Below are 18180 nucleotides of genomic sequence, written 5' to 3' on the forward strand. Positions count from 1 at the left end.
GGCTCAGGGCCGGACCTGGCGGGCGACGCGCAGCGCCTCGGCCCACCAGGTCAGCTCGCTCAGGGTGGCGTCGGCGGCCCGCCGCAGCGGCTCGTCGTCGACCAGCCGACCGTTGTCGTCGAGCCGCTCCCACGGTGCCCGGAGGACCACCCCGGAGCGGGTCGTGGCGGCCTGCACCTCGGCGAAGACCAGCCGGAGCTGCTCGACCGCCCGGATGCCGCCGGAACCAGCGCCGTACGACACGAAGGCCACCGGCTTGCGGACCCACTCCTGGTAGTGCCAGTCGATGGCGTTCTTGAGCGCGGCCGGGAAGCTGTGGTTGTACTCGGGCGTCACGACCACGAACGCGTCGGCGGCGGCCAACCGACCACTGATCGGGCTGGCCGAATTGCCGCCCGGCGGGGTGTCGGCGAATGGCAGCGCCACCTCGGCGAGGTCGACGAGGTCCAGGTCGAGCCCGTTGCGCCGGGCCGCGTGGGCGACGAACCAGTCCGCGATCGAGCGGCCCACCCGAGATTGACGGACGCTCCCGACGAGTACGGCGATGCTCGGCGGTGCATTGTTCTCTTGCGGTGTCATGCTCTGGACGCTAGGACTTGAACTAATGGTGAAGTCAATGGCGGCGGGGGAGTGGCGATGGGCACGTTGACGGTCGGCGAGGTGGCGAGGGAGAGCGGGGTCAGCGGCTCCGCCGTACGGTTCTACGAGCGGCAGGGCCTGATCGCGGCGGCCCGCACCGGCGGCAACCAGCGGCGCTTCGACCCCGACGCGGCGTGTCGGATCAGGGTGGCGCGAGTGGCCCAGCGCGTCGGCCTGACCGTCAACGACATCCGTGACCTGCTCGCCACCCTGCCGCCCAACCCCGAGCCGGCCGATTGGCAGGGTCTGCACGATCGGCTGACCGCCGAGGCCGAGCGGCGCATTCGCGAACTGCACGCGGCACTGGACGACATCCGCTCCGGCCGCCGCCTCTGCGAACTCTGATCACGCCCCCAGCCGACGTGCGTCACCGGCCAACCGCTCGGTCAGGGCGTTTGTCCCAGCCGATCGACGACGGCCAACCGCATGACGGCGGTGCTCGAATACAGCGACTGCTTGCCGTCGCGGATCAGAACCCGGCGCGTGCCCAGGTAGACGTGGGTCTCCCGGTCGAAGATCAGGTCGTTGTGCCCGCCGATCCTCCCCGGGGTCCGCAACGCCACCCCTCGCCGGCCGGCAGCGTCCCGCACGTCGCCGGGCACCACCGTGGCCCCGGGCACCTGGGCCATCGCCTGGAACAGCGCGCCGAGCGACTGCGGTGGCACGTAGCCCTCAAGCATCCAACTCCCGTCCGTGAAGACCGTCTGCGGGTCGTTCCTGATGGCCTCCAGGTCGGCGCCGGCGGGCAGATCCAGGGGGATCGGGTGGTCCCGGAGGTACCGGACCATCCGCTCCGGGTCGGTGGGCAGGCCCTGGAAGTAGCCGGGCGGCGGAGCCAGGTGGGACACATCGTCGGTCCGCCACTCGTCCGGGCGGCTCTCCAGCCGCCGCCGCTGCTGCCAGGTCCGATCGTCACCGACCGGCACCCAACGCTGGAGTCGCTCCTCGGTGTACGCGCCGGACATCGGCAGCTCCCGGTGGCTGACCCGCAGCTCGACGAAGAGGAACTGGCCCGGGCGCGCCGTCAGGTCGGGCTGCTGCCGCGCCGTGTCCGCGGCCTCGGTCAGGATCTCGGCCGCGCTCGCCGTCGGTGGAGCGTCGCCCGTCGTCTGGACCGCCAACCCGGCGACGGTCAGCAGGGCGACCAGCCCGCCGACCCCGGCCAGCCGCCAGCCCGGTGTACGCCACCGTGAGCCTCGCCGGGTCGCCCCGACGGCGGTCGGGGCCGCCTCGACGCCCCGGGTGGCGACGTGTTCCTTCAGCTCGGTGAGAAGTCGTTCCTCGAAGTTGCCCAGTTGCGGGGTACGGCTCATGGTGATCTTCCCTCCGATCAGACGAGCGCGGATTCGGACTGCGCGAGCGCGAGGCGTACCGCCCGGCGGGCCCGGTGCACCCGGACCCGGGCGGCCACCGGGGAGATCCCGAGCGCGTCGGCCGCGTCCGCCACGGACAGCCCGTCGACGGCGACAAGTTCCAGCAGGGCGCGCGTGCGCTCCGGTAGGCCGCCGAGCGCCCGGTAGGTGCGGCGGGCCAGCGACTCCGCATCGATGCGCTCCTCGATCCGGGCGATGTCGTCGGCGTCCAGCAGGCGCCGTCCCGCGACCCGTCCGGTCGCCCGCAGGAGTCGGGTCGCCCGGCGATGCTCCGCCGCGATGACGTTGCGGGCCACGCCGAAGAGCCAGGCCAACTCGCTGCCCCGGTCCGCCCGGTAACCGTTGGCGGAGTCGATCACCGCGAGGAACACCTCGGCGGTGAGGTCCGCGGCCGTGTGCGGGTCGTCGACGCGGCGGGCGACGAACCGGCTGATCGTCTCGACGTGCCGCCGGTAGAACTGCTCGAACGCCGCTGGGTCCCTACCAATGGCGGCGAGATCATCGCCGTCGGGGCTCGGGTTGCTCACAGGCCGTCCTCTCGTTGGCCGTCCTTACACCCCTTCATTGGTCCGGCGGGACCGTGACGTTACATCGATGTCCTCGGCGAGATCGTGCCCCAACATGGATGTAGTGGCCTCCCGACCGGCGGAGGCCACTACATCCTGGATCGAGCGCGATCATGCGCTCACGAGAGGGATCACGCGCTCACGCGCGGGATCTCAGTCGTCGTTCGTGATCGTGCCGGTGGCCAGGGGGTCGGCCAGCCTCAGGCCGGGCACGCCGGCCACCAGCAGGGTCAGCCTCTCGTTCGCCTCCCGCTTCCGGTCACCGCGCACGGTCACCGGGAAGGCGACCGACGTCTGCCCGGCGGGCAGCACCTTGCAACCGGCGTACGGCTCGAAGTCCGAACCCGCCTGCGCGGTGATACCAACGGTGGTGGCGCACAGCAGCACCGGCTGGGACAGCGGCCGGGACACGGTTGCGGTGAACGTGAGCTGCCGGTTGCCCTGGTCGCCCTCGACCACCGTCGCGTCGGCGACGGTCAACGACGCCCGCGACCGGAAGCGAGCCACCTGCGGATCGTGGTCGCTGGACCCGCGCGACCCGTCACCGGTGAACTCCGCCGGCCAGTCCGCGTTGATGTGGGCCGCCCGCACCTGCACCAGGTCGCCGTAGAGCGCGTCGTTGACGAACAGGTGGTCGAGCGTCTGCGCCTGCCCCTCGAAGCTGTACGAATAGGCCGACGCCGGCACGTCCGCCACCAGGTTGTCCCACAGGTTGTGCAGGCCCGCCTCGTAGAGCGGGGCGAGCTGATCCGACGGAGTGGGCGCGCTGCCCGTCGCGATCGGATCGTCCGGGCGGGGGAACACGTTCAGGTCGCCGCCGTACACCACCCGGGCGTTCTGGTCGGCCGCCTCGATCGCGGTGACGATCGCCGCGCCGTACGCCGCCTGCTCCCGTCGCTGCCCGATCCGGCTGTCCGGGCCGGAGGAGTAGTGGTTGCTCAGCGCGTACAGGGTGAGCCGCTCGGCCGAGCCGGGTGCCGCGGCCACGGTGAACTTGCCCAGCTGCGGAGCGCGGGTGAAGACGTTGTTGCCGTCCCGGCCCGTCGAGGTGTCCACATCCGATGGCAGCACCGCGTTGAGGGCCTTCGGGTTCTGCACATCGGCGTTGCCCGGCAGCCCCGCAGCGCGGTACTGCACGGTCGGCGTCGAGCCCAGCAGCGGGTCGTCCGCCGTCGCGGCCGCCAACGACAACCGGTCGGTGCGGTACAGGAACGCGGCGGTGATCCCGCGGGCGTCCGCGCCGGTCCGGTCATAGGCCGCGGCGTACGCCGGCCCGCCGGCCGCCGCCACCGCGAGAGCCAACTCCTGGATGCTGTCCGGAGCGCCGTCGGCGTTGTTGGTGTCGCCGCAGGCCAGCGCCGCACCGGAGACCGTGCAGATGTCCTGGTCCTCCGCCTCCTGCACCAGGATCAGATCCGGAGCGTGCAGGTCCTTGGCGATCTGGTCGGCGAGCGACGTGAGGTGCTCGCGGTAGTCCGCCTCGCTGGACGGCACGTAGTCGAACGGCGGGTCGACACCCGGGCAGCCGGCGTTGCCGGTGAAGTCGCAGCCGTCGAATGGATCGTCGCGGTAGTCGTACAGGTTCTCCACGTTGTACGTCGCGACCGCGACCTCCTGCGAGCGGTCGGCCGGCTTCGGCGGGTTGTTCTTCGACGGGTCGGCCCCGGCGTCGAACTCGGCCCGCTCGACCTGCACGCCGTACTTTTCGAACGAGTAGTAGACGCCGCCCACCGCGTCGGCGCGCAGCGTGTCGAAGGTGTGCGCCGGCGGGAGAAGCGCGGTGCTGTCCCCGGCGGTGGCCTTCACGCCCATGCTGCCGAGCAGCACGCGCTGCCCGTTGCCGTCGTCGAAGCGCCGGGTCGGGTCGTTGTCCAGCGGGTGCGAGTCCCGGAAGACCCGCCGGGCGTACGGGTCGGCGCGGTCCAGCAGCGGGTCGTCCCGGTCGACGACCCACAGCTCCGCGTCGGCGGTGGACGAGAACACGTCCCGGCCGCTCACCGCGCCGCTACCCGAGCGAACCCGCAGGCGGGTGCCCTCGTGCCGCTCCCACCAGCGCTGCGCGTCGGTCAGCTCGACCGGCGGCACCGCGTCGATCACCGCGACGGTCGTGTCCACGGCCAGGCCGGTGGCGATCCGACGGACCAGCGAGGCACCGGAGAGCTGGGTGAGGTTGTAGTACTCCGACACCCGGGCCCGCAGCACGACCTCGTCGCCGACCGTCGGCACGTAGCCGCCGATCAACGAGGTGAACGCGCCCATGAAGACGAAGATGCCGTCGGAGCTGGTCGGGTCTTCGTCGGTGTCGCCGCTGCGGCTCTGCAGGAAGAACCCGTTCTGCTCCGCCCCGGCCGCCGTACGGGCCAGCGTCAGCTGGGTGATCACGCCACGAACGTCGTACAGCGTGCTGCTCGTGCCGTTGCCGCTCGCCGGTGCGAGCGGCGACCGGTCGGCGGCGCCGGACTCGGCGTCGGTGGTCGGGCCCTGCACCTCGCCGACGGTCAGCTCCCGGGTCACCTGCACGGCCAGCGCGCAGCTCGCGGTGCCGCCGTCGGCATCGGTCGCGGTCACCGTCACGGTGTACGCGCCGGCGGCGAGGTCGGCGCTCGCGCCGACCGTGGCGCGGGCGGTGCCGCCCACCCCGTCGGCGGGAGTGACCGCGGTACGGGTGATCGAGCCGGCGGCCGGGGTCGGGCTGACCGCGGTCACCGCCAGGTCGGCGATAGTGTCGTCCGGATCGGTGGCGGTGACCTCTCGGGACGCGGCCGTGCCCGCCGCGGTGACCAGCGGGCCGCCACAGGTGAGCGTGGCCGGTACGTCGACCGGGCCGCCACCGTCCACGGTGTGCGCGCCCAGCCCGTCGAAGGTGTCGACGGGGAAGCCGGCCCACTGCGGGGCGGGGTCGAACGCGTCCGACGGGTCGGTGTCACCGGTGGTCACGCTCGGCAGCCGGCGCAGGGTGTTGTCCGCGGTGCTGGTCTCGCCGGCACCCCACTCGGTGCCCGGGTCGACACCCACCTGGCCGATCGAGTCGAGCACGGTGGTGCCCCGGCGCAGCACGATCGCGTCGTCACCGTTGAACAGGCTCGCGCCGGTGGTCTGGTCGGCCTGGGCGAGGACGGCGGCACCGGCCGACGCGCTGGCGAACACGAACACGTCGCCGGCGGCCACGCTCCCGGTCAACGCGATCGTGGTGGCCGTGGTGGAACCGTTGAAGTAGAGCTGCAACTGGTAACCGCCGCCGGTCAGGTCGACGGCGGCGCCGGTGCCGTTGAACAGCTCGATCGCCTTGTTGTTCGACGAACCCTCGACGTACTCCGAGATGAACAGATCGGTGGGCGCGGCGCTGGCCGCGGTGGGTGCGACGGCGAGCGCCGTGAGGGTCACGGCGACGGTGGCGGTCGCGAGCGCGGCTGTTGAGCGGCGCGGGCGCATAGGGCCTCCACGATGGGTGGACGGGGGTCAACGCACGTTAAGGTGCCCGACTGTCCATCGTCCATCCCCCATCGGACAGTTTCGTGAATTCCCTCAGCGCGGCGGATCGAGGCGGTGCACCAACTCGGCGACGTCGACGCTGTATTCGCACCAGTCCCGGTCGGGCCGGTAACCCAGCTCGGCGTTGACCTTCAACATCGCCTCGTTGGCCTGCGCGTTCCAGGTCTGCACCTCGACCAGCTCCGGCTCGGACGACCGCAGCTCCAACAGCATCCGGGCCTTGATCGCCCGGTCGATGCCGTAGCCTCGGTGGTCCTGCGCGACGATCGTGTCGTACTGGTCGGCGCGGGTCGGGTGCTGCGCCGGCACCACCACCTCGGTCAGGCCGGCGACCTCACCGCTCTGCTCGTGCCGGGCCAGCACGATGTACGGCTTCATGCCCCGCCGGTGCAGGGTGTCCAGGCTGTCCCGCAGCCGCTGCGGGTCGTACGAGCTGGGACGCAACTCGCCGTCGTCGACGTCACGCACCTCGGCCTTGGCCCGCGCGTACGCCTCGATCAGGTCGTCCGGTGGCCCGCCGGGGAAGAACTCCAGGTGGTAACCCGCCCCGACGCCGGTGGACATCTCGGCCAGCTCGGCCCAGTCGACCCCGGACAGGTCAAGGACGCTGCGCGTCTCCACGTACTCCCGGGTGAAGCCGAGTGACTCGTAGAAGCCCATCGCCGGCGTGTCGCCGACGACCTCGACCCCGATCGACCGGAAGCCCTCCTGGTAGACCCGGCGGGCGGCACGTAGCACCAGGTCACGGCCGAGCCCGGAACGTCGCACCGAGGGGTGCACCAGCACCTCGAGCACGCCGATGTCGCCGAGGAGCAGCACATGGACCTGGCCGAGGATCGCGCCCGGGTCACCGGCGGCGCTCGGGTCGGCCTGGGCGACCCAGGAGATCCGCCGCTCGCCGGGCATCACCTCGGCGAGGTACTCCCGCAGGGAGTTCTCCCGCCACGAAGGGTCCTGCGGCAGATCGGCCGCAAGAACCGCGTTCAGCGTGTCCAGCAGCGACGCGATCTCGGCGGACGACGCGGTCCTGGGGTCCCACTCGCGCACCATCACCCGTCTAGCTTGCCGCTAACAGCTGCCCGGGGGAAGTGTCCAATTCTCTGATGTATGCAGACGATCACTTCACGGGCGGCTGGCCCGTCCGTACCGATTTGCGGTGTCGTAGACGTCCTGGGCGTACCGGCGCACGTCGTTGTACGACAGGATCGCGTTCCACCAGTCGCCCGGGATGCTCAGGTTGCGGCCGCCCTTGCACAGGTAGTTCCCGGCCGCCAGGGCGGCGTCGTCCAGGTCGTGCGGGTCCTTGACGCCGTCGTTGTCCGCGTCCGCGCCGATCTCCTGCCACGTGGTCGGGATGAATTGCATCGGCCCGATGGCGCGGTCGAGGGTGGCGTCCCCGTCGAGCAGCCCACGGTCGGTGTCGATGATCCGCATCCGGCTGTCCTTGCCGTCCAGCGGCAGCCCGATGATCTTCGGTAGGGCCTTGCCGTCCTGCCCCAGGCGGGCGCCGTTGGCCGAGCCGTGCCCGGATTCGACCTGGCCGATCGCGGCGAGGGTCGTCCAGCTCAACGCGCAGCTGCGGTTGGTCTGGGCGAGTACCAGCTCGGCGTAGCCGTACGCCTGCATGGCGGCCGGCGGTACACCGACCTTGGCGCCGACCTGCTGTGCCCAGCCGGCCAGGGCGTCCGACGGTCGGCCACCGATCGCCGGCGGAAGGGCCGGCCCGGTCGGGAACCCGCCGGTCGGAACCCCGCCCGTCGGCAGCCCACCGGTCGGCACCCCGCCACTGGGCAGGGCGGCGGTGGGCAGACCGGCCGGCGGAACGGCCGGTGGCGGCGTCGCGGACGAATCGGCGGCGACCGATCGGGACGCGCGGATGGTCGCCGGCACGAGCAGCGCGCCCGCCGCGGCGGTCGCGGCCACCAGGGCCAGCAGGAACACGCCGGGCAGGGTGAGTCGACCACTGGGCCGGCGGGCCCAGGCCCGGGTGGCCCGGGCGGCGGTCGTCGCCGCCTGGCGGGGCGGCGGCAGTCGTACGGCGTGGGCGTGCGCGAACGGCACCCGGCGCCGCCGCCCCGCGTCGGCGACCAGCGGGACCGGCTTTCCGTCCACAGTGGCCACCGCGAGGTCGGCCACCGTGGCGTCGGCCGCGGCCTTCGGGGTCTCGGCCTTCGTGACGTCGACCGTGGCGGTCTCGCTCTGCGGCGCGTCCTTGCTCTGCGGCGCGTCGGCCGCCTTCGCGTCACCGCTGCTCGCGTCGGCTGTCGGGGCGTCGGCTGTCGCGTCGGGGGTGCTGTCGCTCAGCCAGGGGCGGCGGGGGCGGGGCACTGCCCGGGGCGCCGGATCCGGCGCGGCCCCCGAGTCGTCCAGCGGACCGTCCAATGGTGCGGACGGTCGGAGCGGTCGCACACGCATCTTGTCCTCGCCGTCCACCACCCGTCGAGTATTACCCATGCCCCGCCGAGCGTCAGGTCCACGTACCCTGGATGCCATGCCCCGGTACGAGTTCCGTTGCCGCGCCTGCGGTGACACCTTCGAGGTCAACCGTCCGATGGCGGCGGCCGGCGAGCCGGCGACCTGCCCGCAGGGACACGCCGACACGGTCAAGCTTCTTTCCGCGGTCGCGGTCACCGGTCGGGGCGCGGGCGGCCCGTTCGGTGGTGCGGCCCCGGCCGGGGGCGGCTGCTGCGGCGGCGCCTGCGGTTGCTGATCCGTTTGATTCGCTGCCGCCTGGCGGGCTGCCCTTGCCGGGAGCGGGTCCGAGTGGCACTTTGAGGCGGCACCTGCCCGGCCGTTCTCACGATGCGTGACCGCTCGGACTCAGGCAGCATGAACCCGACGTCACGGGCGGAGGTTCCACGCATGTCGCCACGGATCCAGCTCCCGAGCGGTTGGGTGACCTTCGTGTTCACCGACATCGAGGGCTCGACCCGGCTGGCCCAACTGCTCGGCTCGGACTACCGCCCGGTGCTCGCCGAGCACCGTCGCCTGCTGCGCCGGACGCTCGCCGGCACCGGTGGCGCCGAACTGTTGACCGAGGGCGACTCGTTCTTCCTGGCCTTCGACGACGCGACGGCGGCGATGACCGCCTGCCTGATCGCCCAGCGGGCGTTGGCGAGCCACGACTGGCCCACCCCGGAGGCGGCGCCCCGGGTGCGGATGGGCCTGCACACCGGCTACGCCGAGCCGCGCGACGGGGAGTACGCCAGCCCCGAGGTGCACCGGGCGGCCCGGGTGGCCGCCGCGGCGCACGGCGGGCAGGTGCTCTGTTCGGCGTCCACGGCGCGGCGGGCCGACCCGCTGCCCTCCGGTGCCACGCTGCTCGACCTGGGCCTGCACCGGCTGCGCGGCTTCGACGACCGGGAACGGCTGTTCCAACTCCTCGCGCCCGGCCTGGAGCGGCAGTTCCCCCGACCGCGCACGGCCGACGCGGTGGCGCACAACCTGCCCACGCAGGTGACCTCGTTCGTCGGACGGCAGACCGAGCGCGTCGAGCTCGGCCTGCTGGTGGAGCAGCACCGCCTCGTCACGGTGCTGGGCGCCGGTGGCGCGGGCAAGACCCGACTCGCGGTGGAGCTGGCCTGCGGCGTGGTCGAGGCGTACCCGGACGGGGTGTGGTTCGTCGACATCGCCTCGGTGACCGACCCGGGGTTGGTGGCGTTCGCCATCGCCGCCGTGCTCGGGCTGAGACCCGAGCCGGGCCGTCCGATGCTGGACACGCTTGTCGAGTACGCGGCCAGCCGTCGGATGCTGGTCGTGCTCGATACCTGCGACACGCAGCCGGCGGCGTGCGCGGAGGTCATCGCGCGGCTGCTCTCCGGTGGCGGGGGCGTGCGGGTGCTGGCGACGAGCCGAGAGTCGTTCAGCCTGCCCGGTGAGGTGGTGTGGCGGATTCCGCCGCTCTCGGTGGACCCGCAGACCGACGGCGCGGAGAGCGACGCGGTGGCGCTTCTGCTGGACCGTACGACGGCGGCGCGTGGCGGCCGGCGACCGGAGGCGGCCGAGTCGGCCGACCTGCGCCGGGTGGTGCAGCGGCTCGACGGGTTGCCGCTCGCCATCGAGCTGGCGGCGGCCCGGCTGCGGGTGCTCTCCGTCGGTCAGCTCGCCGAGCGGCTGGACGACGTGCTCGGCACGTTGGACGCCGGTCGGGAGGATCCGGATCCGCCGCCGGTGGAGCGGGGTTGGTCCGGCAACCAGCAGGACACGGTGGACCTCGTGGCGGCGGCGGCCGGGGCGTCGCCGCCGACGCCGGCGAGCAGGGCGGTGCAGCGTTCGGCCACCGAGCGGCACCTGACCATGCAGGCCACCGTCACCTGGTCGTACCGGACGTTGGGGCCGCGAGCCGCCCGACTGCTGCGGTGGTTGGCGGTCTTCGCCGGCCCGGTGGATCTGGCGACGGTGGAGTGGCTGCTGGGTGACGACCCGCTGGATCCACTGTCGGTGCTGGTGGACAAGTCGATGGTGCTGGCCGAGCCGCGCGCCGCCGGCAGCACGTACCGGATGCTCGATCCGATCCGGGCGTACGCGGCACGGCGGCTGGCCGAGGCCGGCGAGGAGCAGGCTGCCCGGGACCGGCACGTGGCCTGGTCTGCGCACGCGCTGGAGCGGGCGCATCTGGGCACCGACGGGCGGCCGGTGACGCTGTCGCTGTACGCCCTCGACCCGCTCGCCGGTGAGCTGCGGGCCGCGTTGCGCTGGTGTGCCACTGGTGGCAGTGCCCGCGCCGGCCTGGGTCTGGCCGGAGGGCTGGACCAGTGGTGGCGGGAGCGCGGGCTGGCCCGGGAGGGGCGGCTGTGGCTGTTCCGGCTGTACGGGCGGATCGCCGAGACGGGTGAGCGGATTCCGGAGGCGGAGCTGGCGGCGGCGTACCACATGCACTCGCTGCACGCCGGCGCGGACGGCGAGTTCGCCGAGGAGCTGCGCTTCTCCCAGCGGGCGGAGGCCGCCGCCCGGCAGGCCGGCGACGCCGGGCTGCTGGCACGGGTGCTCGCCGGTCGCGCGGCGCCGCTGGTCGACATGGGCCAGTTCGCCGAGGCCGAGCGGGTGTGCCGGGAGGTCATCGACTGGGCGCACGGGCAGGACGTGGTCGGCGAGGCGTTGTTCGCGGTGTTCAGCCTGGCCGAGCTGCTGTGGCGGCGGGGCGCGTTGGAGGAGGCCGCGGACCTGTTGGGGGCGGTGCGTCCGGTGGAGGCGGCCCGGCCGGTGGAGCGGGGTCGACGGTCGGTGGACATGCTGCTCGGGATGGTCGCGCTGGCCCGGGGTGACGTGATCGCGGCGCACGAGCATCTGCTGGTGGCGTTGCGTTCCCGGATGGGCCACGGTTATCACGGCCGGGCGTGCGACACGTTGAACGCGATCGCGGTGCGTTGCGCGGCCGGCGGGGAACGGCTGACCGCCGCTCGACTGTTCGGAGCGGCGCAGGCCACCCGGGCCAGCATGCGGTCGACGCCCGGCATCTACGGCGGCTACTGGGCCGATCAGCAGGCGGAGCTGCGTGCGGCGCTGGGCGACGCGGCCTTCGACGACGCGTACGGCGAGGGTGCGGAGTTGGGGCTGGACGAGGCCGCCGCGCTGGCCCTGGACGTGGAACACCCGGATCTGGCGGCGGATTCGACCCGCTTCAGCACGGGCCTGTCCCAACCGACCCCCCGCCAGCCCGCCGACCCCGACCGCCACCCAGCAACAAGAACCGAACGCGCCTAGCTCGGGTCGATCATGGAGTTGTGGTGGGAGACATTCCGCTCTTCCGCGGCCAAAGCCCCCACCACAAGTCCATGATCGACGTGGGTCAGGGTGGGTTGGGGTGGGGTGGGGGTTAGCGGGTTGCGGCCTTGGCTTCGGCTTCGGCCTTCATTCGGGCGGCGCGGTCGATGTCGGCCTGCTGGACGGCCGCTACCGAGCCGAAGACCTTGACTGCCTGGTAGTAGGTCCAGGCCAGGCTGTAGCAGGCCGGGCGGACGACCGAGTTGTAGGTCGCGCAGACCCGCTTCAGGTCCTCGTAGAACGCGCTGTCGAGGCGGGACTTGTTGGCGGAGAACTGGCCGGCCGCCTTGTAGTTGCGGTAGCCGAAGTCGTGCCGGTAGCAGCCCAGGTTGAAGGTGAAGCCGAGCGGGTTGTCCGGGCTGGACGAGCAGTAGTCGGTGGACCAGTCGAAGTTGTACTCGGCCCAGGGTGCCCGGTTGACCCGGGCGCTGTTCCAGGAGTTGTAGCTGGACACGCTGGTCTGCGTCCAACTGGACAGCACGGACAGCTTCTGTGCGGGGGTGACGGCGGCGGCGGCGGGGGAGGCGATGGCGAGGGTGGCGAGCAGCGCGAGCGCGCCCGAGGCGAGCAGGGTGGCGAGACGTCGGGGCACGGGTTACCTCCGCGGGGGTGAGCGGGTGGGCCGGAAGTTACCGGCGGGTTACCGGATGTCGATGAGTGTCAATCAGCTGATCAACTAGGCGGTATGCGCCTCGCCAACTATTGGTGACATGCGCCGAAACAGACGAATGCCCCGGGCGCGCGAGACGCCCGGGGCATTCGGAAAAGCGGGTCAGCGCAGGGCAAATGCCGGCGGACTGGCCGGGCTCTCGTTGGCCAGTCGGTCCAGCGAGGTCACCTGGTAGGTGTAGCGCCGGCCGGGCTCGGCCGACGTGTCCACCCAGGACTGCGACCCGCCCGGTACGGCCCGGACGGTGTCGATCAGGTGCGCGGCGTCCGCGGTGGCGCACCGACCGGGCAGCGAGGTGCCGTCGAAGCGGTAGATCGCGTACGAGGTGGCGGTGCCCAGCGGGCCGACGCCGTCGGCCGGCTGACGCCAGGTGAGGCGTACCCCGTCGGCCTGTCGGCTGGTCCCGGTGACCACCGGGAAGAGCAGCGGCTTGGCCGGCAGGTGCGGCATGGCCGGCACCAGTGCCGGGCGCGAGTAGTGCTCGGCGGCGTAGATGTCGGTGGCGCCGAGCCGGTTGGCCCGCACCTGCACGGCGGAGAAGTGCAGGTTGCCCTGCACCTCCGGGTACGACCGGTTGAGCGTCAGGTGGTCGGACAGCTCACGCGGGTTCTGCCAGAACGGCCCGTACGCCGGATCGCCGCTCTTGTAGTCGGCCTGGCCGATGTAGAGCTGCACGCGGGTGCCGCGCACCGTCTCGGCCCACCACGGCACCAGGCGCGCGTAGTCGGCGGCCGGGTACTGGCCGATGTACCAGTACAGTTGTGGCACCACGTAGTCGATCCACTCCTGCTTGACCCACTTGCGGGTGTCGGCGGAGATGATGTCGTACGACTGGCTGCCGGTGGTGTCCGAGCCAAGCGGGTCGGCGGTCTGGTTGCGCCAGATGCCGAACGGGCTGACGCCGAACTTCACCCACGGCTTCGCCGCCTTGATCTTGCCGTTCATCTCCTGGATCAGCAGGTTGATGTTGTCCCGCCGCCAGTCCGCCCGGTCGGTGAAGCCCCGGTTGTGGGCGGCGAACGTGGCGTCGTCGGGCACCTGGTAGCTGCCGCTGGGGTAGGGGTAGAAGTAGTCGTCGAAGTGGACGCCGTCGATGTCGTACCGCTTGACCGCGTCCATCATCGCGGTCTGCACGAACTCGCGGACCTCGGGGATGCCGGGGTTGTAGTAGAGCCGGCTGCCGGCGACGCCGGCTGGCGGGTAGGCGAAGGTCCAGTCGGGGTGTTGCCGGGCCGGGTGGCCGGGGGCGAGTTGGGTGAGGTCGGCGCCGGCGCCGCCGGGGGTCGGCATGGAGACGCGGTACGGGTTGAACCAGGCGTGGAATTCCAGGTTGCGCTTGTGCGACTCGTCGACCAGGAAGGCCAGCGGATCCCAGCCCGGGTCCTGGCCGCGGACGCCGGTCAGGTACTCCGACCAGGGCTCGTACGGCGAGGGCCAGAGCGCGTCGGCGGTCGGGCGGACCTGCACCACGACGGCGTTGTGGTGCAGCCGTTCGGCGAGGTCGAGCAGCTCGCGATACTCGGCCTGCTGGGCGGCGATCCGGTCCGGGCTGGTCTGGGACGCCTTGCTGGGCCAGTCGATGTTGACGACCGACGAGATCCACATGGCCCGGAACTGCCGCTTGAGGGTGGCCGGGTCGGTGGTGCAGGTGGCGGTGGTGGTGCTGGTGGTGCCGGGTGCGGCGCTCGCGGGGGTGGTGGTGACGAGCGTGCCGAGCAGGGCTACGGCCAGCCCGGCGGCTCCGAGTCGTGTGGCCTTCATGCGGTGTGTCCCTTCGTTGGGGCTACCGGATGTTCCGCGCGGCACCGTCCGGCAAGATTCGCCGTCGATGTCCGCGTTGCTGGAAGGAAATTTTCACAGTCTGGCCATCGACGCAAGGGTTCGTGGTTGACCATTCCCGCCGCTGGGTAGCAACGCCGGCTACCGGCCGCCACGGTGGTGGTCGCACGGTGGGAGGGCTGAGCGCATGTCCGTGCTGCGAACAAAACCGATCAAGGACGTGATAGCTCAAGGTGAGGCGGACGGCTCCGACGGCCAACTCGGCCTGAAGAGGCGCCTCGGTGCGATCGACCTCACCGGCTTCGGTATTGGGATCGTGATCGGCACCGGCATCTTCACGCTCACCGGGATCGAGGCCCGCGACAGCGCCGGACCGGGCGTCGTGATCTCCTTCGCCATCGCCGGCGTGGTCGCCCTGCTCGCCGCCCTCTGCTACGCCGAGCTGGCCTCCAGTGTGCCGACCGCAGGCAGCGCCTACACCTACGCGTACGCCACCATGGGTGAGATCGTCGCGTGGATCATCGGCTGGGACCTGCTGCTGGAATTCGCACTCGGCGCCGCCGTGGTCGCCCGCGGCTGGTCCGGCTACCTGGCCGAACTGCTCGACCTGCCGACCCGGTGGTTCGGCGAGGAGGGCAGCACGGTCAACATCGGCGCCATCGCCATCGTGCTGATCCTCGGCATCGTCGCGATCGTCGGCATCCGGGAATCCGCCCGGATCACCAACCTGCTGGTGCTGGTCAAGGTGGCCATCTGCGTGTTCGTGGTGGTCGCCGGGCTGTTCTTCGTCAAGGCCGCCAACCTCACCCCGTTCATCCCGCCGGCCGAGCCCGCCGGTAGCGGCGACGACGGCATCAAGCAGCCGGTCACCCAGGCGCTGTTCGGGCTGGAACCGTCGGTTTTCGGCTTCGTCGGGGTGCTCAGCGCCGCCGCCGTGGTGTTCTTCGCGTACACCGGCTTCGAGGCCGTCGCCAACCTGGGCGAGGAGACGCGCAAGCCCAGGCGGGACCTCACCCTGGGCCTGCTCGGCACGCTGCTGATCTCCACCGTGCTCTACATCGGTGTCTCGCTGGTGGTCGTCGGCATGGTGCCGTACACCGAGATCGACCGGGGCGCCCCGATCGCGTCGGCGTTCGAGGCGGTCGGCGCCGGCTGGGCGGCCGTACTGGTCTCCATCGCCGCCGTCGCCGGTCTGACCAGCGTCATCCTCGTCGACCTGGTGGCCATGGGCCGGATCGGCTTCGCCATCGCCCGCGACGGGCTGATCCCGCCGTCGATCGCGGCCGTGCACCCGCGCTGGGGCACCCCGTACCGGATCTCGGCGATCATGACGGTGGCTGTCGCGCTGCTGGCCGGCTTCCTGCCGCTCTCGGCCCTGGCCGACCTGGTCAGCATCGGCGCGCTCTGCGCGTTCGTGCTCGTGTCGATCGCGGTGCCGATCCTGCGCCGCAAGCGCCCGGACCTGGAGCGGCCGTTCCGGGTGCCGTTCTCCCCGGTGCTGCCGATCTTCTCCGCGCTGGCCTGCCTCTATCTGATGCTGAACCTGTCGGTGGAGACCTGGCTGCGGTTCCTGGCCTGGATGCTGCTCGGCGCGATCATCTACTTCGGCTACGGCTACCGCCGCAACCGGCTGGCCCGCCACGAACCGGCCGTCGCCCCGGCCCCGCGCGAGCCCACCGCCTGAGTCGACGCGTGCGGAGGGGCCGAGCGCCCCTCCGCACGATCGGCTCAGGGACGCGACTGCGACGTACCGGTCGGGCCCTTGACGACCGGCTTGCCGTCGACCCACGTCACCTCGTCGAGCCACACCTGGCGGCTCGGGCTCTCGCAGACCGCGTAACCCTCGGCGTACTCCGCCCTGTCGTACGCGTTGGCGGCGAAGAAGAGCAGTAGCCGGTCCGCAAGGGGTGCCACCTTTCCTCAGTGCCGGAGCCGGTTGACCGCTGTCACGGTCCGCCCGGTGTCCCTCGTTTCTACAACGTTGTAGGCAACGTTGTAAAGGGCTGATGACGAGGTATGGTGCGCTGGGTTACATCGGGGAGGTTGCGGAGTGCGGCACAGGCTCAAGGACGTCGCCGAACGGGCGGGCGTCTCGGTGAAGACGGTCTCCAACGTGGTGAACGGCTACGTGCACGTCCGGCCGGACACCCGCGCCCGTGTCGAGGAGGCCATCGCCGAACTCAACTACCGGCCTAACCTCTCCGCCCGACACCTGCGTAAGGGCCGCACCGGTGTGATCGCCCTGGCCGTACCGGAACTGGACATCCCGTACTTCGCCGAGCTGGCCCGCTACGTGGTGACCGCTGCCGCCGACTTCGGCTGGACGGTGCTGATCGACCAGACCGGCGGCGGACGCGAGCAGGAACGGGTGGTCGCCTCCGGCATCACCGACCACCTGATCGACGGGTTGATCTTCAGCCCGCTGGCCCTCACCGCGGAAGACCTGGCCGGCCTCGACGGCACGCCGATGGTGCTGCTCGGCGAACGGGTCGACCACGGCCCGGCCGACCGCGTGGTGATCGACAACGTGGGCGCGGCCCGGGAGATCACCGCCCACCTCGTCGGCCTCGGTCGACGTCGGATCGCGGCCATCGGCTCGCAGCGCACCGACGAGGGCGCCAGCGCCCGACTGCGCCTGGCCGGCTACGCCGACGCGCTGCGCGCCGCCGGCCTGGACTACGACGAAGCCCTCGTGGCGCCCGCGCCGGCCTGGCACCGCGCCGACGGCGCGGCCGCGATGCGCGGCCTGCTCACTTCCGGGGTACGCCCCGACGCCGTCTTCTGCTTCAACGACACGCTCGCCCTCGGCGCCCTGCGGGCCCTGCACGAGGCCGGCCTGCGGGTGCCCGAGGACGTGGCGGTGGTCGGCTTCGACGACATCGAGGACGGCCGGTTCTCGATCCCGACCCTGAGCACCGTCGCCCCGGACAAGGCACAGATCGCCCGCCTGGCCGTGGAACTCCTGGCCAACCGCCTGGACGGCGACCGCACCGCCCCGGCCCGGGAGCTGTCCGCCCCCTACCGCCTGGAGCTGCGCGAATCCACGCAGACCCCCTAGTCGAAGAAGCGGGCCAGGTGGGACTTGGACGCCGGTTCGGCGTCCGGGGGAAGGGGAGTCAGGTCGGCGAAGATCGAGGCGCCGTCGCAGCCCGCGTGCAGGGGATACCAGCGCGGTGTGCCCGGTGGCCGGAGCTGACAGATCCCCTTGAACGTCTGCACGTCCATCAGCCGGACGTGGGTCGGGTCCGCCACCGCGTTCACATGCCCCCACCAGGGGCTCATGACGTGCAGTACGCCGCCCGGGCGGAGCACCCGGTGGCACTCGTCGACCAGCGGCAGGAAATCGATCAGGTGCTCCAGGATGTGCACCGCGAAGAGGACGTCCACCGAGTTGTCGGCCAGCGGCAGCGAGCCAGACAGGTCCGCCACGGCGTCCACCCCCGGCGCCGGATAGATGTCCAACCCCAGGTTGCTCGGCCACTGCTTGGTCGGCCCGCAACCGAGGTCCACCACCACCGGCTCCCGGCCACCGACACCCACGCGGCACCAGACGCCGTACACCCCGGCCAGTCGCCCCACCAGCTCACGGACCAGCCGCAGGTCGGCGGGCTCGGGCACCTCGCCGCTCAGATGGGCCACACCCCGGTCGAACCGCACCTCCACGGCCAGACCACGCAGCCGTTCGTCGTGCCGGACCTGGTCCGCCCACGCCTGCGCGAGGAAATCGTCGATCGCCCGCAGCCGGTCGGCCGAGGGCGGAGTCTGTGCCAAAGCGACCATTCGGGCCACCTCCCGCCGCGCGATACCCGCATACGCGCCCGTTATGCCCCGCTCGTCCGCCTCGATGCCGACTCGGGTGCGGCCCGCCGTTGAGGGTGTCGCAGGATGCGAGGCAGGA

The 18180-nt window shown here is 71.9% G+C and carries 15 protein-coding genes; 5 read left to right on the forward strand and 10 right to left on the reverse strand.

The window, feature by feature from the left end:
• Positions 1 to 3: 3 nt before the first annotated feature.
• Positions 4 to 579, reverse strand: coding sequence for an NAD(P)H-dependent oxidoreductase (locus tag AB0H52_RS11605; protein WP_151490881.1), 576 nt, complete (start codon positions 577 to 579; stop codon positions 4 to 6).
• Between the two features lie 57 nt (positions 580 to 636).
• Here AB0H52_RS11605 and AB0H52_RS11610 point away from each other — a divergent pair, with 57 nt between their 5' ends.
• The gene (locus tag AB0H52_RS11610; protein ID WP_151490882.1) at positions 637 to 984 is read left to right on the forward strand and encodes a MerR family transcriptional regulator; all 348 of its coding nucleotides are present in this window, start codon (positions 637 to 639) and stop codon (positions 982 to 984) included.
• 41 nt (positions 985 to 1025) lie between these two features.
• Here the strand turns inward: AB0H52_RS11610 and AB0H52_RS11615 are convergent, their stop codons facing one another.
• The 5 genes from AB0H52_RS11615 to AB0H52_RS11635 all read right to left on the reverse strand — a co-directional run bounded on the left by AB0H52_RS11615 (position 1026) and on the right by AB0H52_RS11635 (position 8506).
• Positions 1026 to 1952 (reverse strand): CU044_5270 family protein, encoded by a 927-nt coding sequence (locus AB0H52_RS11615; RefSeq protein WP_192580338.1) that lies wholly within the window; start codon positions 1950 to 1952, stop codon positions 1026 to 1028.
• 17 nt (positions 1953 to 1969) lie between these two features.
• Complete coding sequence (locus AB0H52_RS11620; protein ID WP_151490885.1) at positions 1970 to 2539, reverse strand: sigma-70 family RNA polymerase sigma factor; 570 nt, start codon at positions 2537 to 2539, stop codon at positions 1970 to 1972.
• Positions 2540 to 2731: 192 nt separating this feature from the next.
• Positions 2732 to 6010, reverse strand: a complete 3279-nt coding sequence (locus AB0H52_RS11625; protein WP_151490886.1) for a lamin tail domain-containing protein — start codon at positions 6008 to 6010, stop codon at positions 2732 to 2734.
• 93 nt (positions 6011 to 6103) lie between these two features.
• The gene (locus AB0H52_RS11630) at positions 6104 to 7120 is read right to left on the reverse strand and encodes a GNAT family N-acetyltransferase (RefSeq protein WP_357946829.1); all 1017 of its coding nucleotides are present in this window, start codon (positions 7118 to 7120) and stop codon (positions 6104 to 6106) included.
• A 72-nt stretch (positions 7121 to 7192) separates the two neighbouring features.
• Positions 7193 to 8506 carry a lytic transglycosylase domain-containing protein gene (locus tag AB0H52_RS11635; RefSeq protein ID WP_357946831.1) on the reverse strand — a complete coding sequence of 438 codons (1314 nt, stop codon included), beginning with the start codon at positions 8504 to 8506 and terminating at the stop codon, positions 7193 to 7195.
• 55 nt (positions 8507 to 8561) lie between these two features.
• On the opposite strand from AB0H52_RS11635, the gene AB0H52_RS11640 reads away from it, so the two are divergent.
• Both AB0H52_RS11640 and AB0H52_RS11645 read left to right on the forward strand, forming a co-directional pair.
• Positions 8562 to 8780, forward strand: a complete 219-nt coding sequence (locus AB0H52_RS11640) for a zinc ribbon domain-containing protein (RefSeq protein WP_151492205.1) — start codon at positions 8562 to 8564, stop codon at positions 8778 to 8780.
• 152 nt (positions 8781 to 8932) lie between these two features.
• The gene (locus AB0H52_RS11645) at positions 8933 to 11773 is read left to right on the forward strand and encodes an adenylate/guanylate cyclase domain-containing protein (protein WP_151492204.1); all 2841 of its coding nucleotides are present in this window, start codon (positions 8933 to 8935) and stop codon (positions 11771 to 11773) included.
• A 112-nt stretch (positions 11774 to 11885) separates the two neighbouring features.
• Here the strand turns inward: AB0H52_RS11645 and AB0H52_RS11650 are convergent, their stop codons facing one another.
• Complete coding sequence (locus tag AB0H52_RS11650; RefSeq protein ID WP_151492203.1) at positions 11886 to 12425, reverse strand: phospholipase; 540 nt, start codon at positions 12423 to 12425, stop codon at positions 11886 to 11888.
• A gap of 180 nt (positions 12426 to 12605) precedes the next feature.
• Complete coding sequence (locus AB0H52_RS11655; protein ID WP_357946777.1) at positions 12606 to 14264, reverse strand: family 10 glycosylhydrolase; 1659 nt, start codon at positions 14262 to 14264, stop codon at positions 12606 to 12608.
• A gap of 205 nt (positions 14265 to 14469) precedes the next feature.
• Between AB0H52_RS11655 and AB0H52_RS11660 the strand changes: the two genes are divergently transcribed.
• Positions 14470 to 15966 carry an amino acid permease gene (locus AB0H52_RS11660; protein WP_151492201.1) on the forward strand — a complete coding sequence of 499 codons (1497 nt, stop codon included), beginning with the start codon at positions 14470 to 14472 and terminating at the stop codon, positions 15964 to 15966.
• A gap of 44 nt (positions 15967 to 16010) precedes the next feature.
• Here AB0H52_RS11660 and AB0H52_RS11665 read toward each other — a convergent pair whose 3' ends face one another.
• Positions 16011 to 16196 (reverse strand): hypothetical protein, encoded by a 186-nt coding sequence (locus AB0H52_RS11665; protein WP_192580440.1) that lies wholly within the window; start codon positions 16194 to 16196, stop codon positions 16011 to 16013.
• Between the two features lie 136 nt (positions 16197 to 16332).
• Here AB0H52_RS11665 and AB0H52_RS11670 point away from each other — a divergent pair, with 136 nt between their 5' ends.
• Entirely contained in the window at positions 16333 to 17340 is a 1008-nt protein-coding gene (locus AB0H52_RS11670; RefSeq protein WP_151492200.1) for a LacI family DNA-binding transcriptional regulator, read from the forward strand.
• Here AB0H52_RS11670 and AB0H52_RS11675 read toward each other — a convergent pair.
• Positions 17337 to 18062 (reverse strand): methyltransferase domain-containing protein, encoded by a 726-nt coding sequence (locus AB0H52_RS11675; RefSeq protein WP_151492199.1) that lies wholly within the window; start codon positions 18060 to 18062, stop codon positions 17337 to 17339. The two genes, AB0H52_RS11670 and AB0H52_RS11675, sit on opposite strands and share 4 nt — an antisense overlap.
• Positions 18063 to 18180 lie beyond the last annotated feature (118 nt).

Origin of the sequence: Micromonospora sp. NPDC050695, from assembly GCF_040654415.1 — a bacterium.
GTDB lineage: Bacteria > Actinomycetota > Actinomycetes > Mycobacteriales > Micromonosporaceae > Micromonospora.

Coding starts and splice junctions, on each gene's coding strand:
- AB0H52_RS11605 (WP_151490881.1), bottom strand. CDS start 579: ATGACACCGCAAGAGAACAATGCACCGCCGAGCATCGCCGTACTCGTC.
- AB0H52_RS11610 (WP_151490882.1), top strand. CDS start 637: ATGGGCACGTTGACGGTCGGCGAGGTGGCGAGGGAGAGCGGGGTCAGC.
- AB0H52_RS11615 (WP_192580338.1), bottom strand. CDS start 1,952: ATGAGCCGTACCCCGCAACTGGGCAACTTCGAGGAACGACTTCTCACC.
- AB0H52_RS11625 (WP_151490886.1), bottom strand. CDS start 6,010: ATGCGCCCGCGCCGCTCAACAGCCGCGCTCGCGACCGCCACCGTCGCC.
- AB0H52_RS11630 (WP_357946829.1), bottom strand. CDS start 7,120: ATGGTGCGCGAGTGGGACCCCAGGACCGCGTCGTCCGCCGAGATCGCG.
- AB0H52_RS11640 (WP_151492205.1), top strand. CDS start 8,562: ATGCCCCGGTACGAGTTCCGTTGCCGCGCCTGCGGTGACACCTTCGAG.
- AB0H52_RS11645 (WP_151492204.1), top strand. CDS start 8,933: ATGTCGCCACGGATCCAGCTCCCGAGCGGTTGGGTGACCTTCGTGTTC.
- AB0H52_RS11655 (WP_357946777.1), bottom strand. CDS start 14,264: ATGAAGGCCACACGACTCGGAGCCGCCGGGCTGGCCGTAGCCCTGCTC.
- AB0H52_RS11660 (WP_151492201.1), top strand. CDS start 14,470: ATGTCCGTGCTGCGAACAAAACCGATCAAGGACGTGATAGCTCAAGGT.
- AB0H52_RS11675 (WP_151492199.1), bottom strand. CDS start 18,062: ATGGTCGCTTTGGCACAGACTCCGCCCTCGGCCGACCGGCTGCGGGCG.